The organism is Phyllobacterium endophyticum, from assembly GCF_003010935.1.
Taxonomy (GTDB): Bacteria; Pseudomonadota; Alphaproteobacteria; order Rhizobiales; family Rhizobiaceae; genus Phyllobacterium; species Phyllobacterium endophyticum.
This window is the reverse complement of the sequence record NZ_PGGN01000005.1, coordinates 16,668-35,815: the sequence shown is the minus strand read 5'-3', so window position 1 is coordinate 35,815 and position 19,148 is coordinate 16,668. Positions and strand designations below refer to the sequence as shown.

The window sequence follows — 19,148 nt, the reverse complement described above, 5'->3', positions numbered from 1 at the left end:
CTGAACTTAAGCTGTTGCGAAGTTTAATGTGGTGTGCGTGATATCCGCACCCGCGTTTCGGCCCGCAACGATCTGGATGGTGGTGCCGGGCGACCGCCCGCCAATGGCATCGACAATGCGCGTCGCCTCCGTCTGCGATGCGGCGAAGGCGAAACCCGTCGGTCCCCACGAGCTCTGGCCAGCGCCGGCGGCACCCGCCTCTGCAAGCCGTCGCATGGTGGCTTCGACATGCCTGCTCGTGAATACGCCGCCTTGCGCGGGTGCAAAATAGCTGCCGATAGCCGACTGGATCGCTTCGACAGCCTTGCCGAACGATGCCAGATCCCGTTCGATCAGAGCCGGCATCATGCCCATGACCACATGCCGGCAGATTTCGGCCGAAGTCTCTTGCGGAAACGCCGGTAGTGAGCGGAAGGCCTCGATCTCCGCCTCGCCGTGAATGCCCTGCGTCGCGGCATCGAAGACGAGAATGATGCGCCAGGCTTCAGGCAGTGGTATGCGCGAGACGACCGTAGGCGCTGCGCTGCCCGGTGCCTTGCCGGCATCGACGATCACGCCGCCTTCGTCGAACGCCGCAATGCCTATCCCGGAGCGGGAGCCGCGCCCGAGCAGCACGGCGTCGTTGACGGCATCGAGTGGCAGGCCGTGCAGAGTACGGATCGCTGCCGCCACGGCGAGCGCAATTTGCGTGCCGGAACCGAGGCCGACATGCCGGGGAATGGCGCGCTGAACGTTGATGCGGTGCTGTGCCTTGATGCCGAGATGGTCGCACAGGGTGGTCACATGCTGCTTTATGCGCGCCTGTTCGTCGCCATTGATCATGGTCTCGGCCGAACGCGAAACCGTCAGGATTGTCGCTATGTCCTGCACAGGCAAGCCGACGCTGCCGAAGCGTTCGCTGCCCGAGCGCGGAATGTCGAGAAAGCCGAGATGGAGACGTGCCGGGACTTTGATGGTGACGGATTCCGACATTTGCTATTCTTTACATAATCTCAAAAATCGGGCCCTGCGCTATGATATCGTCTTTCGACCGAGGTGCAAGAGGTTCATGGATTCATGCATCCGGCAATGAACGAGGAAGTGGGAGTGGCGCTGATGACCGACGATAAGAAACCGCGGGAAAGAGTATATTCCGAAACCGAAATTGCGGAAAAGCTCAGTGCGGAATTGCCGCACTGGCGTTACGAGAACGGCTGGATCCGGCGCAAGTACAAGACGCATGGCTGGAAATCGACTCTGATGGTGATCAACACTGTCGGGCACCTCGCCGAGGCAGCCTGGCACCACCCGGACTTGAAGGCATCCTATGCCTGGGTCGAGGTCCTGTTGCAGAATCATGCCGCCAAGGGCATTACGGACAAGGATTTCGAGTTGGCGAAGAAGATCGAGAGCGTCGTGCATTGGCAGCCAGGCAAGGAGGCGGGATCGCTGGAAGGAACGCCGCAAACCGACCAGCGCTTCGCCTATGTGAAATACGACGATTAATCCGAATATTTGCACGCCGCTATCGGGTGTGTCGAGATTCGCGACAATGACGCGGCGAAAACGGTGGTTTTTGGGGCCGCCCTTGCGGCGAGCGGCGCGTACTTGACCTACGAGAGCACCGGATCGCAGAAAATTACCGTTTGCAGACCGTCTTGGCGCGAATATCGACGCTCCCTAGGGTTCACATTCGAAAAAAAGGTCGCTAAGTATAGGCTGGCACCAGAAAGTTGCGGAATATGTCGGTTGCATGGGTTGGCAGCCAGCCGGTCTCTTTGACGGATGCTATTCGGAACGCTGCAAAGCTTCTGGGGTCCAGCCGCTGTCCAGTTTTTACGCTCGATGCCGATGTGCACGGCACGCGCAGTGCTATTGCGCTGGCCGAAAGGTTAGGCGGCGCTTACGACCACGCCATGGGCGAGGTGCTTGCCAGAGAGGTCGCGCTGTTCACCGATCACGGCGGCATGTTCACCACGCCCGGCGAAGCGAGACGCCGTTCCAGCCTGATTGTGATTGTCGGCGATATTCCTGCGGCTCATCACGATCTTCTGCAGGCGTGGGCGGGCTCGCAGCCGGATCTCGGCGACAGGCACAAGCGCAGCTGGTTCCACATCGATGGGGCGGACACGCCCCGCGCCGCCACGTTTGCGCGCAAATTGAAAGCGACGCCCCTGCGCGCCGAGGGCCAGTCCCTTGGCAGTGTCCTCGGAGTTCTTCGCGCCGGGTTGCAAAATCGTGCGACTGCCGTGTCGGTGTCCAATTTCGATCGCTTCAGGAAAGCTCTGGCCGGTGCACTGTTTCCGGTTTTCGTCTTCTCGGGCGCGTCCGGCGAGGCACCCGGCCTCGTCATGCTGCAGGGCTTGATCGCAGACCTGAACAAGACGGGCCGCGCCAGCAGCGTGTTCTTGCCTGCCGATGACGACGCGTGGGGCACCGCTCTCACCTCACTTTGGATGACAGGATTTCCCCCTAGAACAGGTTTTTCCAATAGCCTCCCAAGCTATGACCCCGGACGGTGGGACATCCAGCGCATGATCCGCGACAAGGAAGCGGACCTTCATGTCTGGATGTCGACGAGGGGCGGTGAAACTCCCCCCAAGGGGGGGCGTATTGCGTTGATATCGCTCAGCAAGACGGATGCCCCGACCCCCGGGGCGAAAGTCACCATATCTGTTGGAAAGCCTGGAATCGATCATGATGCGGTCTCCTATTCAAGCCGCATTGGCACGTTCAGGGCAGTGCCTGCCGGCAAGCCCTCCGAACTGCCGAATATATCGAGCATAATAAACCGGCTGGCCGAGGCCTTGCCCGGCCAGAGGGCCCTGCCATGCTGATCCGCCTGACCGGTGGAGAGGTCGTGGATCCTGTCAACGGCGCTACATCGAAGCGCGACGTCTGGATCAGGGACGGCGTGCTTGCCGACGCAGCGAAGGGCGAAAAGCCAGACGAGATCCATGATGTTTCGGGCTGCATCGTCATGGCGGGTGCGATCGATATCCATTCGCATATCGGCGGGGGAAACGTGAACACGGCGCGGCTGCTCTTGCCCGAGCATCACCGCGCTCATCAGCCGCGGCCTGCCAATACCCCCCTTTCAAACGCGGGTTGGTCGACCTTTCAGACCGGAACCCTTTATGCGCAGATGGGCTTTACAACCGTGGTCGAGCCTGCGATGCCGCCCTATACGGCGCTTCATACGCATCTTGAGCTTGCCGACATCCCGATTATCGACAAGGCGACGCTTGCGATCCTTGGCAATGACGATTTTACCTTGTCGCTGCTGCGCAACAACAAGTCGACGGCGATGCTGGACGACTATATCGCCTGGGTCGTCGGATCGACGCGCGCCCTCGGCGTGAAGGTCATCAATGCCGGTGCGGCAGCGGCGTTCAAGGAGAATGTCCGCTCCTTCTCGCTCGATGATGTGGTGCCGGAATATGGTCTCAGCTCGCGCAAGATCGTCAAGTCGCTGCAGGCGTCCGTCAACCGTCTCGGCATTCCGCATCCCCTGCATGTACATGCCAACAATCTCGGCATTGCCGGCAGCGCGGATACGGCCGCTGCAACCATCGCTGCGAGCGAGGGTGTGCCGATGCATCTTGCCCATCTGCAATTCTATGGCTACGGCACCGGGGGCAAGCGCAAGTTTTCCTCCGAGGCGGCACGCCTGGCGGAAGCGGTCAACGGCAATCCGGACGTAACCATCGATATCGGCCAGGTCATGTTCGGCCAGACGGTGACGATCTCCTCGGACGTGATGCGGCAGTTTTCGGCCATCGGTAACGCCAATCCTAAAAAGACCGTCATCATGGATGGCGACGGCAATGGCGGCGGCGGCATAGTGCCGTATCGCTACAAGCAGGACTATTACGGCTCCCTGCAATGGGCGGTGGGCCTTGAGCTTTTCCTGCTCATCGATGATCCCTGGCGGGTCTTCTTTACGACCGATCATCCCAACGGCGCCCCTTTCACCGCCTATCCGGAACTCTTCGAATTGCTGATGAGCAGCGATGCCCGCGATGCGAAATCCACCGAACTCAACGCAACGGCACTTGGCATGACGACCCTCGCTTCAGTGCGGCGCGAGTACACATTGGAAGAGATCGCCATCATGACCCGTGCAGCCCCCGCGAAGCTCCTCGGCCTCAAGGATCGCGGTCATCTCGGGACAGGCGCCATCGCCGATGTCGCGGTTTATCGCAAGGGAAAGGATATCGCCAAGATGTTCCGCGAGGCCGCCCTGGTCTTCAAGAATGGTGATCTCGTCGTCAAGAATGGCAAGGTTACCCATTATCGCTTTGGCAAGACGCTGCGGCTCAATCCTCCGCCGGACAAGGCAATGGTCAAGCGCATGCAAGCCTTCCATGAGGAGCGCTACGGCCTGTCGCTTGATTGGTTCACCTTCCCGGATTCTGCGATCCATCGCGAGGATCCATTCGCGGAGGTCCCATGGAACAGCTGACCCGCAACGGCGTACTCATCGATGACACGTTCGCCGAAGCCTTTGGCATGCGCGCCACGGCAATCATCATCACCGCCCCGACGCTGAAATGGGCGCGTCAGGCCGCAATCACGATGACGGGCTTCGCGACATCCGTCATCGGCTGCGGCTGTGAAGCGGCGATCGACATGGACCTGCCCGCATCGAAAACGCCCGATGGACGGCCTGGTTGCCGTGTCATGATATTCGCCATGGGCACGGACGAGTTGCAGAAGCAGTTGAAGAACCGGCTGGGACAATGCGTGCTGACATCGCCGGGCAGCGCCTGCTTTGCCGACCTTGAAGGAACCGCGCCTCTCGACCTCGGCAATGCGCTGCGCTATTTCGGCGATGGCTGGCAGATATCGAAGAAGTTTGGCGGCCGGCATTACTGGCGCGTTCCCGTCATGGACGGCGAGTTCCTTTGCGAGGCGACGACGGGACTGACCAAGCTTGCCGTCGGCGGCGGCAACCTGCTGTTTCTGGCGGCCGATAGTGCCAAGGCCATGCGCGCTGCCGAACGTGCCGTCGCTGCCATCGAAAAGGTTCCCGGCGCAATCATGCCCTTTCCCGGAGGTATCGTCCGGTCCGGCTCGAAAGTCGGCGGCAAGTACAAGGGAATGATGGCCTCGACCAACGACGCCTTCGCACCGACCTTGCGCGGTGTGGTCAAGAGTGCGTTGACGCCCGATATCAATGCGGTGCTGGAGATCGTCATAGACGGCGAAACCAGTGACGCCGTCGGCCTCGCCATGCGGGCCGGCCTCAAGGCTGTCATCGACCTTGGTCCCAAGCGCGGCGCGCTTCGCATCAGCGCCGGCAATTACGGCGGCAAGCTCGGCAAGTTTCATTATCATTTGAAGGATCTGTTGCCATGAAAGCGCTGACCTTCTCCCTTCTCGCCGAGCCGGAAGAGCGCCTTGACCTGTCGGCGCTCACTCCCGCAGGCCTGGCTGGATTGACCGATCTCGACATCGCCAGGCTGCGGATCGGATCAGGCCGCCAGCCTGCCACGGTTGGCGATGTCTTCAAGGTCACCGGCAGGAATGTGGAAAACATCGTCATCGAGGGCGGCAGCACCCGCATCGACAAGGTTGGGACAGGCCTTGCCCTCGGCGCCATACGTGTTACCGGAGCTGTCGGCTCGCAGGCAGGCCGGCAGATGACGGGCGGCTCCCTGCTCATCGAGGGCAGCGCCGGGCATCACGCAGGTTCCGGCATGAGCGGCGGCCGGCTTGAGATCAAGGGCAATGCCGGAGACTGTCTCGGCGGGCCGCTTGCCGGAGAAATCACCGGCATGGAAGGCGGCATGCTGATTGTTCGCGGCAAGGCCGGCAATTATGCGGGCGAGCGGTTGCGCCGCGGCATCATCGCCATCCTCAGGGGCTGCGGCGACTATGCGGGCTATCGCATGATCGCGGGAACGATCGCCGTCACCGGCCGCGTCGGAGCAACGCCAGGCTACCTGATGAAACGAGGTTCATTGCTGTTCGATCGGCGTCCCGAATTTCTCGCGCCGACTTTCATTGACTGCGGAGAGACGGACATTGCTTTTTCCGGTCTGTTCGACCGATTCTTGATCCGCGAAAAAATCATAGACAGGCCGTTGCTCGGAGCAAGCCCCGGCAAGTTCGGCGGCGACCTTGCGGTGTCCGGCAAGGGCGAGATTCTGTTCCGGCGAGGAAGATAGATTTCTGCACTCGCCCCTCAGATGCGCGAAAATTGACCTTTGCCTCCACATAGCTGTGATCTCGGAAAAATTAAAGAAACGCTCGTTCAATTAATTTTCCGGCAAAATGCAAGAACACGGCATTTCTCAGTGAGCCGGGCGCCCTTTTGGGGAAGAATCGCAGGGATTTTGATGGCTCTCACACAGGAAAATACATTTCTCATTTCAAAAGGCTTGAATTTGACGCGAGAAATTCAACGCGGACGTGCAATTTAATTGTACCAAGTTGAAAGGAACACAGGCTATGGGTGCTGCGTTGGCCGTGAGATGTGGAAATTCCAGCCAGCGCGACCTAATACAGGATAGTAACGCCGATGTCTTTCCAAGAAGAAAGTCGATGAGGTGACAAACCGCGTATCGCCACTCGCGCCATTTAGGCACGACACCTTCAAGACCATCTGGCTTGCGAGTCTGTCTTCCAATTTCGGTTCCCTCATCCAGTCCGTGGGCGCGGCCTGGATGATGACGACGATCTCCGATTCCGTCGACATGGTTGCGCTGGTCCAGGCCTCGACGGCCTTGCCTATCATGTTGTTTTCGTTGGTGTCCGGAGCTCTTGCCGACAATTTCAATCGCCGCCGTGTCATGCTGGTCGCGCAGAGCTTCATGCTCGGCGTCTCCGTGTTGCTGACGCTCTTCTCGCACTTCAATCTCATCACCCCATGGCTGCTTTTGTCCTTCACTTTCCTCATAGGTTGTGGAACGGCGCTCAACAATCCGTCGTGGCAGGCCTCCGTCGGGGATATGGTTCCGCGGGAAGACTTGGCCAGCGCCGTCGCCCTCAACAGCATGGGATTCAATATTACACGCAGTGTTGGTCCGGCCATCGGCGGTGTGATTGTCGCTATAGCAGGGGCGGCGGCTGCCTTCGCCGTGAATACTATCAGTTACATCCCGCTCATCTATGCCCTGTTTCGATGGCAGCCGAAATTTGATCCGAACCCATTGCCGCGCGAGACATTGGGGCGAGCGGTTTCGGCGGGCCTGCGTTATGTCGCCATGTCGCCGAACATCGGAAAAGTCATCTTTCGAAGCTTCATTTTCGGCCTTTCCGCGAGTGCAGTTCTCGCGCTCCTGCCATTGGTGGCGCGCGATCTGGTTCACGGCGGACCGCTGGTCTACGGCGTCATGCTTGGATCGTTCGGTATCGGCGCTATCGCCGGTGCGCTGATCAGTGCGCGCCTGCGGGAGTATCTCTCGAGCGAAGCCATTGTTCGCATTGCATTTATTGGCTTCGCTGTCAGCGCCGGTCTAGCCTCCATCAGCAGCAATGAATGGCCGACCAATGCGGCACTGCTTGTAGCAGGTGCCTGCTGGGTGCTCGCGCTCTCGTTGTTCAACGTGACAGTGCAACTGTCGACGCCCCGCTGGGTCGTGGGCCGCGCCCTCTCGCTATATCAGACGACGACGTTCGGCGGCATAGCTTCCGGCAGCTGGTTATGGGGTGTCGCCGCGGGCGAGTATGGCGCGGACAAGGCGCTCCTCGTTTCAAGTATAGTCATGTTGTTCGGCGCTGCCGTGGGCCTCCGCTACGCCTTGCCAGAGTTTAAAACGCTCAATCTCGATCCGCTCAACAGATTCAGCGAGCCGCTGCTGAAGCTAGACCTGAAACCGCGCAGCGGTCCGATCGTCATCATGATCGATTATGTCATTGCCGAGAGCGATGTCCCTGAATTCCTTGAGGTTATGGCTGCGCGGCGGCGTATCCGCATCCGCGACGGGGCAGGGCATTGGGCGTTGATGCGTGACCTGGAGAACCCGGAAATCTGGACCGAAAGCTATCATACGCCGACCTGGGTGGAATATGTGCGACACAATCAACGGCGAACCCAGGCTGACGCTGTCATAGGGGACCGCATCCGCGCGCTGCATCGTGGTCCCGCGGAACCGCGCGTGCATCGCATGATCGAGCGGCAGACGACGCTGCCGCATGATATCGCTGCGCACAAGACGCCTATCGATATGTCCTGAACGCGTAAATTACCCAATACATTCATAATGTTGTCGCATCCCGCCTTTATGCAGCCACCGAATGATTTTGCCAGAAGAGAGGCGTCGGAATGAGTGAGAAGATGCTGGGGATTGCTCCGTCGATCCACCCCACCGCAACAGTGCGCGACAGTAAGCTCGGACAATATACCGAAGTCGGCGAACGCACCGCCATCGTCGAAACCGAGTTCGGTGACTATAGCTACATCGTGCACGATGGTTCGATCATCTATGCGAAAATCGGCAAGTTTTGTTCCATAGCTGCCTTTGTCCGCATCAATCCGGGAAATCACGCGACATGGCGTGCCAGCCAGCATCATTATAGTTATCGTTCGCGTCAGTTCGGGTTTGATCTTGGCGACGACCTGGAATTCTTCCAGTGGCGCCGGGATCACCAGGTGAATATTGGCAATGACGTATGGATCGGCCATGGAGCCGTTATCATGCCGGGAATTACTATAGGAGACGGGGCAGTCGTGGGATCGTCTGCTGTTGTGACGAGGGATGTCGATCCCTATACTATCGTTGCCGGTGTTCCAGCCAGGTTCATCAAGCGACGCCACCCGGAATTGCTCGCGGAAAAGCTGGTTGCTCTGGCCTGGTGGGACTGGGATCATGCAAAGCTTGGAGAAACACTTCCAGACATGCGTTCCATGAGCGCGGAGGCCTTCGTAGAGAAGTATCTAAGTGCTTGAAACGAAAGGAAGTTCAGTCTTTCGCAAGTTGATCCAGATGCATGCGGATATGTGCGGCCTCGGCCGCCGTGTTTGCGAGCGAAATGGCACGATTGAACGCCTCCCTTGCCTCTTTCGTTCGGCCGACTTTGGTAAGCAAACCACCTTTTACACCGAAGTAATGGAAGTAACCCGACAGTCGTTCTTCGAGCGGTTCGAGCATCTCCAGCGCGTCTGCCGGTCCTCTCACCTTCGCGACAGCAACCGCACGATTGAGCGTTACTACAGGTGATGGCATTAGCCGTTCGAGCGCCGCATAAAGCAGGTCGATCTCAGTCCAGTCCGTGTCTTCGGCGCGGGTCGCGCGTGCATGCAGCGCGGCGATGGCAGCCTGTATCTGATATGGGCCGGGGGCTCTATGCCGCATGGCCTTGTCGATCATCGCCAACGCCTCGCCGATCATCGTGCGATTCCAGAGGCTTCTGTCCTGATTTTCCAACAGTATGACAGAGCCATCCGCGCCAAAACGAGCTCCGGCGCGGGCGTGCTGCAAAAGCAGGAGCGCAGTCAGACCCATGATTTCCGGCTCGGTCGGGTAAATGCGCAGGAGCAAACGCGACAGACGTATGGCTTCATCGCAGAGCGGGGAACGTGCCTCCGACTCGTCACTGCCAGCCGAATAACCCTCGTTGAAAATGAGGTAGATCATGGCTGCCACTGCGGCGAGACGCTCCGCCCGCTCGATAGGTCCAGGCGTCTCGAACGGAATCTCACCTCGGCCAATGCGGCTCTTGGCCCGTGTAATCCGCTGTTCCATGGCGCTTTCGCTTGCGAGAAAGGCTCGGGCGATCTGCCGAACCGACAGACCTGAGACGATACGCAGCGCCAGGGGAATTTGTTGCGCCGCAGGCAGATCCGGGTGGCAGCAAATGAACAGCAAACGAAGAATATCGTCCCGGTAATCGGAGCCATCGATCTTCTCCGCGACGATCGTCTCCGTATCGTCGAGATCGGAAAGAAGTTCTTCCGGCGGCAGTGGCTGCTGCTTGGCCTGACGCCGCACCACATCGATTGCGCTATTGCGTCCGACAAAGATCAGCCACGCCGTGGGATCGCGTGGCGGACCGTTCTTTGGCCAGCTTTTCAGTGCACGCACGCAGGCCTCCTGAAAAGCCTCCTCTGCGGTATCCAGATTTCGGAAGTAACGGAGCAACGCCCCTACCGTCTGGGGACGTGCTGCGGTAAGTATTGCGTCGATGGAACCGGCGTTATTCATGGAAAACTGGATCCTGGCTTGAAGATTCCGATTGGCCTTATTTCATAGGAGCCACTACCCGGGTTCGCTCTGGCAAGGTCCCGCGCCGTTTCCAATGCCTCATCCAGCGACGCACATTCGACAACGTAAAATCCGAGCAGTTGTTCTTTGGTTTCAGCAAAGGGCCCGTCGATGACAAGGGGTTCGTCCCGGCCCTTGCGAAGTGTCGTGGCAGCCGTCGTCGGAAGAAGCCGAGCCACCGGACCAAGACGCCCTTGCCGGCTCAGTTTCTCCTGAACGACGGCGAGGCGGGCCATGACGGCATCGTCTTCTTCCTTTGTCCAGGAACCGACGACGTCTTCGGGATTATAGCAAAGTATGGCGTAGAGCATCTGGATCGTTCCCTCTCAAATGAAGACGAACCAGTATGTCAAATCCCGACAACCGGTCGAGAGAATTGTGCAGTAGAACCAGCGACAAAAGCGGAACAGCGCCGCGACACTTCTGGCGCGCCAGAATGTTGATACGCGTTTCATGTGCCAAGATCTCGCCGCGGGTGCAGCTTGCTCGAGGTTCGGTACGAAGATTTACATTTTCCGGTTGTATGTCCCACATCCGACGAGGCGGACCACGAGAAGTCAGTGGGGCCGGGACTAATCAGAATGGCTGATATCAGCTTCTTGTAGATGAATTCGCCTCTCGCGTTATATCACCTGATCGGATGCACTATACATACGGTATTAGGTCGCGCTGATTGTCCTTGAAAGAGGTCAGTCACAATAATTCGTAGTATTGCGCTTAGAAATGACAGATCAATACTTAATAACTACAACAAGTCAGCAAATCGGAATTTCTCGCTTCCCTAGGTAAACCGTCCTGGAGAAATAGTCGAAGTAGTGCGGCTTCACTGTGCAGTTCAGCGAATCGCTCAACCTCGTCATGTGTCACAGAATTGTCATTAATATTGTTTTGATAAATAAGTAATTGGGATTACCTGAGACAAAAGAATGTATTATTCTGGAGGGGAAGGCGTCACTAGTTCCGGACAATCACTGGCACAGTTTTCAAGATCATTCGGTTTCGCTCCGGCGTTGCACGCAGTCAGAGTTTTTGTTTGTTAGTAGCATCTCGGGAGGATGCACATGACAATGCGGCTGCTTTCGATTATTCCACTTTTGGTTGTGCCTGCACTCGTTTTTTGGCCGGTTAAAAGCAGTCACGCTGCCTCAGCCAGTTGCGCGATGTTGCAGCGACAATTGGCAAACACATCGAATAGTAACAGCGTCTCGCCAAGAAATGGCCCGCTGATACAGCGACAGGCGCGACAACTTCAGCAGATGCGGGCGAAGGCAAACGCGCAGGGCTGTGGTGGCTTCCTCTTCTCCCGAGGCGAAACGGCTGTATGCAAGCGCTACACGCAGGCCCTGCAGGCGATGTCGGCAAGACTGGCAAAGCTGCAGAAGGCGAGCGACAGGTCCGGTGCCGCACAACCCTCGCGCCAGCAGATATTGGCGTCGCTGGAGGCGAAAGGCTGTAATGATCGAGTGGCGTCGGCAGACCGAAAAGACAATGCACCGGGTATCCAGCGTAGGACGCTGCTGGAGGTTCTTTTTGGTGGCACCAGATCCCATGAACCGACTGCATCCGCGCCGAAGGCCATGCTCAAAAGGCAATTGGATGCACGTGAGGCGCATCGCCGAAGATCGGCGGGACCGGAGACATTGGCAGCTACGTATGAAGGGACAGAGCCGAGTGTGAACGGCATTGTCAAGAAGGGCTACCGGACCCTTTGCGTCCGCACATGTGACGGATATTACTTCCCTATTTCGTTTTCCACCAAGCCAAAATATTTCGCACGCGATCAGAATGCCTGTAGTGCCATGTGCCCGGCCGGAAATGCAAAATTGTATTTCCACGCTGTGCCGGAGCAGGAATCAGATGCAATGATCTCCGTTGCCGACCGCAGGCCCTACACTGACTTGCCAAACGCATTCAACTATCGCACTGCGGGCGTCAGAGCCGTGCCGGGCTGCACATGCCATGCTCGATCTGAGATAACGGCGGCAGTGCCAAATACCTCCGATCCCCAGTCCGAGAGTGTCAAAACCCCGGGAAAGCCCGGAGAAGCGCAGATAGATGCTCAATCTCAAGAACCAGAACAGGGAGACGCCGGTGAAAACGAGATAGCTCGACGCGATGTGAGGATTGTCGGTCCGGCATTTTTTCCGAACGAAACCGACGCGACCGATTTTGCTGCGAAACCGCGCGAAGAAGATGTTCAGGAGAGCAGGGCCAGCATCCTCACGCCTGAAAACATCGTCGAGACGATCGCATCGGATATCATCCGGCGAATACAGTAAAATAGAATTCAGTTTCAGCTTCGTTGTTGTGATCTCCAATGTTATTGCTTGGACTATCGACAGGAGCATAGATGTACATGAGACAATCGGATTGGTCGCCCGGCCAGTATCTCAAGTTCGAGGATGAAAGGACCCGCCCGGCCTATGATCTTCTATCCGCCGTTCCCGACCAGGGTGTGAAATATGCGGTGGACCTCGGATGCGGTCCGGGCAATTCCACCGAGTTGATCATAGAGCGATATCCGCAGGCTGAGGTCGTGGGAGTTGATTCTTCTGCGGACATGGTGGCAAAGGCGAAGGAGCGGCTTCCCGGCCGGAACTTCACCGTGGCTGACATTGACAAGTGGGAGCCGACGAAGGCTGCTGACCTACTCTACGCCAATGCCGTCATGCAGTGGCTACCCGAGCACGACAGGCTCTTCCCGCGGCTCTTGGGCTATCTCAATCCTGGCGGTTGTCTGGCGATACAGATGCCGGATAATCTGGAGGAGGCGACGCATGTTGCCATGAGGGACGTGGCGGCAGACACGCGCTGGGCAATACGCATGTCGGAGGCCGATGCCACACGCAGCAAGATCGGAACAGCGTCGTCTTACTATCGATTACTGCGCCCTTACTGCCGGCGCATCGACATCTGGCGAACGACCTATCATCATCCCCTGCAAGGACTGGATGGTATCATTGAATGGTTCACCGGTTCGGCGTTGCGGCCGTATCTTGCTTTGCTCAACAAAGAAGAACAGGCGGATTTCCTCGAGAAGTACAGGCAGATCTTGGCTCGGTCCTATGAGCCGGACGACGGTGGCATGGTGCTGTTGCCATTCCCGCGCCTCTTCATCGTAGCAACGCATTAGTTTGGAATAGAGAGAATGGCATCGAAGACAGAAATCCTCGACAAGCTACTGCATGCGATCGAGCACAGGATAATCCCGATGACACAAGAGGGTGTGGCGGCGGGCAACAAGATCTTCGGCGCGGCTTTGCTCCGCAAATCGGATCTTTCGGTTGTGCTTGCAGAAACAAACAACGAGATTGAAAACCCGCTATGGCATGGTGAAGTTCATGCGTTGAAGCGGTTTTACGAAGTAGATAGCGCCATTCGCCCAGATCCGCGGGACCTTATATTTCTCTCGACGCACGAACCCTGCTCGATGTGCCTTTCAGCGATCACATGGGCCGGCTTTGACAATTTTTATTACTTCTTCAGCCATGAAGATTCACGTGATGCATTTGCGATCCCGCACGATCTGAAAATCCTCAGGGAAGTTTTTTCGCTGGAGCCGGGCGGCTATAATGCCGAGAATGCTTTCTGGAAGAGCTATTCAATTCAAAAGATGATCGGCGAGCTTCCTCAACCCGATCACGACCGGGTACGGTCTCGCGCTGCGGCAATCAGCCGGAAATACGCCGAATTGTCGGAGCGCTACCAGTCGGGAAAAGGCGAGAACTCGATCCCGCTCAACTGAGTTCATCGATCGATGCGTCAGGGACCGTGCCGCCATTTCGCGTCACTACACCAAAATTAAAACGCCAAGTTGAGAAAGCCGCGCCGTTTTGGACGAATCTCGCGCAAAAGTCGGTATTTTCTCTGCAACAGTTGGCTCTTGCCATGCAGAAGACAATTCGCCCTCGGGTAAACCCATCGAAACTCCGTTCAAGAATTGTTGGCCGGGGCGGTTGCCAGGAAACCGCGTGAGAAGATAAGACGCTCCCCACAAATCCCGTGTCCAGTTCTGGCGAAAGTCCCAACCATGGCGAGCAATACACAACCGCGGATACTCTGTGTCGGAGCGTTGACCATGGACACGATTTTTCGGCTCGACCGGTTGCCGTCGGGGCCGGGCAAATTCATCCCGCTCGAGGCAATCGAAATTGCGGCCGGCATGGCGTCGAGCGCCGCGACAAGCATCGCCCGCCTTGGCGGCAATGTTTCGCTGTGGGCTTCGGTTGGAGAAGATCATATCGGGCAGCGTGTCTTGGAAGACTTGACGGCCGAGGGCGTGGACTGTTCCAGCGTCCGGCGCATCGAAGGAGCGCGTTCGGCTTTTTCGAGCATTTTCGTGGATGCGGCAGGCGAGCGGATGATCGTGCCCTATTACGACCCGAAGCTCCTGTCCGCGCCTGAGACAATGCCCGCGATCGCTGCCGGAACCTATGATGTGGTGATGACCGATGTGCGCTGGCCGCTTGCCGCCGCTCAGGCGCTGACGGCGGCACGGGAAGCGGGCGTCGATGGTGTGCTCGACGCCGATACCGCCTCGCTGGAGACGCTGGAGAAACTGATGCCGCTTGCCTCACACATCGTCGCCTCCGAGCCTGCAGCCGAGAAGGTGACAGGCGAGAGCGACCCGGAACGCGCCGCCGTTGCGCTTGCGGCACTATATGGGCGGGATGGCGCGTTCATCGCGGTCACCGCCGGCGAAAAGGGCTCGTTCTGGTACGATGATCTGGAAGGCGAGGTGCGGCACATGCCGGCTTTCCGCGTAGACGTCGTCGATACGCTTGCCGCGGGCGATGTCTTCCACGGAGCATTCGCCTTTGGGCTCGCTCGTGGTTATCCGATCTATCAGATAATGCGCTTTGCCAGCGCCGCAGCCGCCATCAAGTGTACCCGCTTTGGCGGCCGGATCGGCGCTCCGGCGAAATTCGAAGTCGAAGCGCTTCTTTCCGGAAATCCAGAAAACTGAAAGCAGGCATTAAAACTCAGTGCGGGGTCATTGACCTTTGACTAACATGTCAGTAGGTTCTCAGCCATACCTGACATGGGAGAAACGAAGTGTCCTGGGATCGATTTGGCCTATCCGCCGCGCTGACCACGCGGTTCAATGCCGAGATGCGCATCGATGTGCCCAAGGCGGTCGAGCATGCGCGGCATTGCCTGGACAGTGGCTGCAATAGCGTGACGCTCTTTGGCACGACAGGCGAAGGCTCTTCCATAGGCGATGAAGAGCGTGGAATAGTGATTCAGGCGTTCCTGGACGCGGGGATCGAGCCGAAGCAGATCGTGGTCGGCGTGATGGCCAACTCCTATATCGATGCGGCTGTGCAGTCACGCCATGCGCTCGAAGCGGGCTGCCGCGGTGTATTGCTCGCTCCTCCGTCTTATTTCAAGAATGTCAGCGATGATGGGCTTTTCGTCTGGTTCTCGTCGGTATTCGAGCAGACCGGTCCGCAGGCACGGGATATTTTCCTCTACAATATTCCCTCCGTTACCGCCGTCGAAATCTCGGTCGATCTTGTTACCCGTCTGCGCGAAACTTTCCCGCACGTTGTGGCGGGTGTAAAGGACTCGTCGGGAAACTGGCCTTTCACCGAGAAGCTCCTGGAGAGACACAAGGATCTTGCGATTTTGATCGGAGACGAGCGCTCGCTCGCCGCTGGCGTTCGTCTCGGCGGGCAGGGGGCTATTTCCGGCATGGCAAATCTCTATGCGGACCGGTTGTTGCCGATGGTCAACGAGGGGCGCGATGATCCCGCAATGATCGAGGCGGTCAACGAGCTCTTGAAATTTCCGGTCACGCCGGCCGTGAAAGCCCTGGTGGCCTATCAGGCCGGTGATGACGGCTGGCGCCGGGCGCGCGCACCATTGCAGGCTCTTTCGGATGCCGATTGCAGGCGACTGGCAGGCATCTTCGACCGCCTGTTTGTAGCCGCCGCAGCGTAACGACAGCGGGAATTACGACGCGACCCGGGAGGACGGACATGGACGATGGCAACGAGCCGGTAAGATTGCGAGAGAAGGCTTACGTGAGCTTCACCGAGCATCTTCTGGCTCGCGATATCAATCCCGGACAATTTGTGTCGCAGCGCCAGCTTGTCGCGATGACCGGCATGCCGCTGGGAGCCATCCGCGAACTCGTGCCTCGCCTCGAAGCCGAGGGACTGGTGAAGACTATCCCGCAGCGTGGTATCCAGATCGCGCATATCGATCTCAACCTGATCCGCGAAGCCTTCCAGTTTCGACTGTTCATGGAAAAAGAAGCCGTCGGTCTTTTCTGTCTTTCCGCGACCGACGAGCTTCTGGCGCGACTGCGCAAGGAGCATGAGGACACGCTCGAGGAGGCACTGCAAAGCAGGGAAACACCCGAGCTTGAACTGCGCGCGCAGACAATTGACTGGAATCTGCATGAAACCATCATCGATTCGCTTGGCAACGGCATCATCGCCAGGGCCTACCGCATCAATGCGATAAAGATGCGCCTGATCAATCAGGAGCGCTTTCGCATCACAGGCCGCGTGGTTCCGGTCATGCGTGAACATCTCGCTATTCTGACCGCAATCGAAACCCGTGATCCACAGACCGCAATGGATGCGATAGCCGTTCACATCAACAATGCAAGGAATTTGGCACTGAAGCTTTAGCCGGCAATGGGAGTTGCCGTGGGAGTCACCAGAGGAGGAAATAATGAGCATCAAATTCATCACATCGACGCGTCGCCAGTTCCTGGCCGGGTCAGCGGCGCTTGGCGCCGCAAGCATCACCGGATTGAGGCCGGCATTTGCCGCTGTCGACTGGAAAAAACATGCGGGCACGACCATCGAGGTCAATCTGATCAAGAGCCCGCGCGGCGACATCCTGCAGAAATACCAAAAGGAATTCGAGGACCTGACGGGTATCAAGGTTAACGCCGAACAGACCCCCGAGCAGCAACAGCGCCAGAAGGCGGTCATCGAGCTGACATCCGGCAAGCCCAGCTTCGACGTCATTCACATCAGCTACCATGTGCAGAAGCGCCAGTTCGAAAAGGCCGGATGGCTTGCCGACCTGACGCCGTTCATGAAGGACCCGAGCCTTACCGAGGCTTCCCTGACGGAAAGCGACTTCGCTCAGGCCGGATTGGATTTCGCCAAGGACAAGAACGGCCGCTTCGGCGGGCTTCCCTTCTCGGTGGATTACTGGATCATCTACTGGAACAAGGAACTCTTTGCCGCGAAAGGTGTGGAATTTCCGAAGACGTTCGAAGAACTCGTCGCAGCTGCAGAAAAGCTGACCGACAAGGACGCCGGCACCTATGGTTTCGTCGCCCGTGGGATGAAGAACGCCAATACACCCGTATGGGCAAGCTTCATGCTCGGCTATGGCAAGAGCACCGTAAAGGACGGAAAACTCGAAACGGATAGTCCCGAGTCGATCGAAGCCGCCAAGCTCTACCAGCGCCTGATGACGAAGTCCGCGCCGCCCGGCGTGACGGGGTTCAACTGGGCCGAGTGCCAATCGAGCTTCCTGCAGGGCAAGGTCGGCATGTGGATGGATGGTATCGGCTTCGCGCCGCCATTGGAGGACCCGAAGAAATCGCGCGTCGTCGGAAAAGTGGGATACGGGGTCATGCCGAAGGGCCCCGGAGCTCAGGCCGCCCCGACATTCGGCGACGGTATCGGCGTCACGGAGGGTTCGTCGAAGAAGGAAGCGGCCTATCTTTACTGCCAATGGGCGATATCGAAGGAAATGGGCGCGCGTCTGCTGCAATCCGGCTCGGGTGTGCCGTTCCGCAATTCGGTGCTCAACGACCCGGAAATCCTGAAAGGTGTGACCATGCCCGCCGAGTGGGCAAGTGTGCTGTCGGAATCGGCCAAGGTTAGCCAGCTCTGCCTGCCGGTCATCGTTCCGGTTACGGAGTTCCGCGACGTGATGGGCGTGGCCTTGACCAACGTCATTGGCGGCGCCGATCCGGCAGCGGAGATGAAGCGTGCGACGGAGGAATTCCGTCCGATCCTTGAACGAAGCGAAGCGTAAGCACTGACAATGACTATCACCGCACCGACCATGACCAGTGACAATACGGAAACCGAAGTGACGGCCGGCGACGGCCGCTTTACGCCGAGTTACTGGCCGTTCGTTGTTCCCGCGCTGGTCATCGTCGTGGCGGTGATAGTCTTTCCATGGGTATTCACGCTGTGGATGAGCGTGAATGAATGGCATCTTGGCGGGGAGAAGAGCTTCGTCGGCTTCGCCAATTTTTTACGGCTCGCGAGTGATGCCCGCTTCTGGCAATCGATGGGCCATACGCTGGTCTACACGTTACTCTCCGTGGTAGCCCCGCTGTTTCTCGGCACGATAGCCGCGTTGGTCTTCGACACCAAACTGCCGATGCGCGGGCTGTTGCGCGGTATTTTCGTGATGCCGATGATGGCGACACCTGTCGCGGTCGCGCTCGTCTGGACCATGATGTATCATCCGCAGCTCGGGGTCCTGAATTATCTGCTGTCTCTGGTAGGCATCGGGCCACAGGAGTGGATATTCAACCAGAACACGGTGATACCATCCCTGGTGCTGGTTGAAACCTGGCAGTGGACACCGCTGGTGATGCTCATCGTTCTCGGCGGTCTTGCTGCCATGCCACGCGATCCTTTCGAAAGCGCCGAGATCGATGGCGCCAATGGCTGGCAAAAGTTTCGCTACATTACCTTTCCGATGATCCTGCCGTTCATGATGGTGGCTGTGATCATCCGTTCCATCGATGCCTTGAAAAGCTTCGACATCATCTTCGCCATGACGCAGGGCGGGCCGGGAACGGCTTCCGAAACGATCAATATCTATCTCTACAATGTGGCGTTCGCCTATTACGATATTGGATATGGTTCGGCCATCGCCGTCGTCTTCTTCATCGTCATCATCACCATGTCGCTGGCGCTGCTGCATTTGCGCCAGCGGACAAAGTGGAACAGTTGAGGGACGCGG

The 19,148-nt window shown here is 58.0% G+C and carries 18 protein-coding genes; 15 read left to right on the top strand and 3 right to left on the bottom strand.

Annotation, left to right across the window (positions count from 1 at the left end; all coding sequences use genetic code 11):
* Positions 1 to 6: 6 nt before the first annotated feature.
* Positions 7 to 972, bottom strand: coding sequence for a beta-ribofuranosylaminobenzene 5'-phosphate synthase family protein (locus CU100_RS21795; RefSeq protein ID WP_106718744.1), 966 nt, complete (start codon positions 970 to 972; stop codon positions 7 to 9).
* A gap of 123 nt (positions 973 to 1,095) precedes the next feature.
* Between CU100_RS21795 and CU100_RS21790 the strand changes: the two genes are divergently transcribed.
* The 7 genes from CU100_RS21790 (at position 1,096) to CU100_RS21760 (ending at position 8,875) form a co-directional block, all read left to right on the top strand.
* A complete protein-coding gene (locus CU100_RS21790; RefSeq protein ID WP_106718965.1) occupies positions 1,096 to 1,485 on the top strand; it encodes a 4a-hydroxytetrahydrobiopterin dehydratase in 390 nt (129 codons plus the stop codon).
* Positions 1,486 to 1,721: 236 nt separating this feature from the next.
* The gene (locus CU100_RS21785; protein ID WP_106718743.1) at positions 1,722 to 2,816 is read left to right on the top strand and encodes a molybdopterin-binding domain-containing protein; all 1,095 of its coding nucleotides are present in this window, start codon (positions 1,722 to 1,724) and stop codon (positions 2,814 to 2,816) included.
* Complete coding sequence (locus tag CU100_RS21780; RefSeq protein WP_106718742.1) at positions 2,810 to 4,444, top strand: formylmethanofuran dehydrogenase subunit A; 1,635 nt, start codon at positions 2,810 to 2,812, stop codon at positions 4,442 to 4,444. Before CU100_RS21785 ends, CU100_RS21780 begins: the two co-directional genes overlap by 7 nt.
* The gene (gene fhcD / locus CU100_RS21775; protein ID WP_106718741.1) at positions 4,432 to 5,340 is read left to right on the top strand and encodes a formylmethanofuran--tetrahydromethanopterin N-formyltransferase; all 909 of its coding nucleotides are present in this window, start codon (positions 4,432 to 4,434) and stop codon (positions 5,338 to 5,340) included. The genes CU100_RS21780 and fhcD overlap by 13 nt, the downstream gene beginning before the upstream one ends.
* Entirely contained in the window at positions 5,337 to 6,152 is an 816-nt protein-coding gene (locus tag CU100_RS21770) for a formylmethanofuran dehydrogenase subunit C (RefSeq protein WP_106718740.1), read from the top strand. The genes fhcD and CU100_RS21770 overlap by 4 nt, the downstream gene beginning before the upstream one ends.
* Before the next feature lie 381 nt (positions 6,153 to 6,533).
* Positions 6,534 to 8,162, top strand: a complete 1,629-nt coding sequence (locus tag CU100_RS21765; RefSeq protein ID WP_106718739.1) for an MFS transporter — start codon at positions 6,534 to 6,536, stop codon at positions 8,160 to 8,162.
* Between the two features lie 89 nt (positions 8,163 to 8,251).
* A complete protein-coding gene (locus CU100_RS21760) occupies positions 8,252 to 8,875 on the top strand; it encodes a DapH/DapD/GlmU-related protein (RefSeq protein WP_106718738.1) in 624 nt (207 codons plus the stop codon).
* 13 nt (positions 8,876 to 8,888) lie between these two features.
* On the opposite strand, the gene CU100_RS21755 is transcribed toward CU100_RS21760, so the two are convergent.
* Positions 8,889 to 10,130 carry an RNA polymerase sigma factor gene (locus CU100_RS21755; protein WP_106718737.1) on the bottom strand — a complete coding sequence of 414 codons (1,242 nt, stop codon included), beginning with the start codon at positions 10,128 to 10,130 and terminating at the stop codon, positions 8,889 to 8,891.
* Positions 10,127 to 10,501: a YciI family protein gene (locus tag CU100_RS21750; RefSeq protein ID WP_106718736.1), complete on the bottom strand. Its 375-nt coding sequence runs from the start codon at positions 10,499 to 10,501 to the stop codon at positions 10,127 to 10,129. The genes CU100_RS21755 and CU100_RS21750 overlap by 4 nt, the downstream gene beginning before the upstream one ends.
* A 750-nt stretch (positions 10,502 to 11,251) precedes the next feature.
* Here CU100_RS21750 and CU100_RS21745 point away from each other — a divergent pair.
* The 8 genes from CU100_RS21745 to CU100_RS21710 all read left to right on the top strand — a co-directional run bounded on the left by CU100_RS21745 (position 11,252) and on the right by CU100_RS21710 (position 19,139).
* Positions 11,252 to 12,469: a DUF2865 domain-containing protein gene (locus tag CU100_RS21745; protein WP_170113926.1), complete on the top strand. Its 1,218-nt coding sequence runs from the start codon at positions 11,252 to 11,254 to the stop codon at positions 12,467 to 12,469.
* A 77-nt stretch (positions 12,470 to 12,546) separates the two neighbouring features.
* Entirely contained in the window at positions 12,547 to 13,323 is a 777-nt protein-coding gene (tam, locus tag CU100_RS21740; protein ID WP_170113940.1) for a trans-aconitate 2-methyltransferase, read from the top strand.
* Positions 13,324 to 13,338: 15 nt separating this feature from the next.
* The gene (locus CU100_RS21735) at positions 13,339 to 13,935 is read left to right on the top strand and encodes a deaminase (RefSeq protein ID WP_106718733.1); all 597 of its coding nucleotides are present in this window, start codon (positions 13,339 to 13,341) and stop codon (positions 13,933 to 13,935) included.
* 285 nt (positions 13,936 to 14,220) lie between these two features.
* Positions 14,221 to 15,156, top strand: a complete 936-nt coding sequence (locus tag CU100_RS21730) for a sugar kinase (protein WP_106718732.1) — start codon at positions 14,221 to 14,223, stop codon at positions 15,154 to 15,156.
* Between the two features lie 89 nt (positions 15,157 to 15,245).
* Positions 15,246 to 16,133, top strand: a complete 888-nt coding sequence (locus CU100_RS21725) for a dihydrodipicolinate synthase family protein (protein ID WP_280951626.1) — start codon at positions 15,246 to 15,248, stop codon at positions 16,131 to 16,133.
* A gap of 38 nt (positions 16,134 to 16,171) precedes the next feature.
* Positions 16,172 to 16,831 carry a GntR family transcriptional regulator gene (locus CU100_RS21720; RefSeq protein WP_106718731.1) on the top strand — a complete coding sequence of 220 codons (660 nt, stop codon included), beginning with the start codon at positions 16,172 to 16,174 and terminating at the stop codon, positions 16,829 to 16,831.
* Positions 16,832 to 16,874: 43 nt separating this feature from the next.
* On the top strand, positions 16,875 to 18,203 hold the full coding sequence (locus CU100_RS21715) for an ABC transporter substrate-binding protein (protein ID WP_106718730.1): 1,329 nt from the start codon (positions 16,875 to 16,877) through the stop codon (positions 18,201 to 18,203).
* Positions 18,204 to 18,233: 30 nt separating this feature from the next.
* On the top strand, positions 18,234 to 19,139 hold the full coding sequence (locus CU100_RS21710) for a carbohydrate ABC transporter permease (protein WP_245419205.1): 906 nt from the start codon (positions 18,234 to 18,236) through the stop codon (positions 19,137 to 19,139).
* Positions 19,140 to 19,148 lie beyond the last annotated feature (9 nt).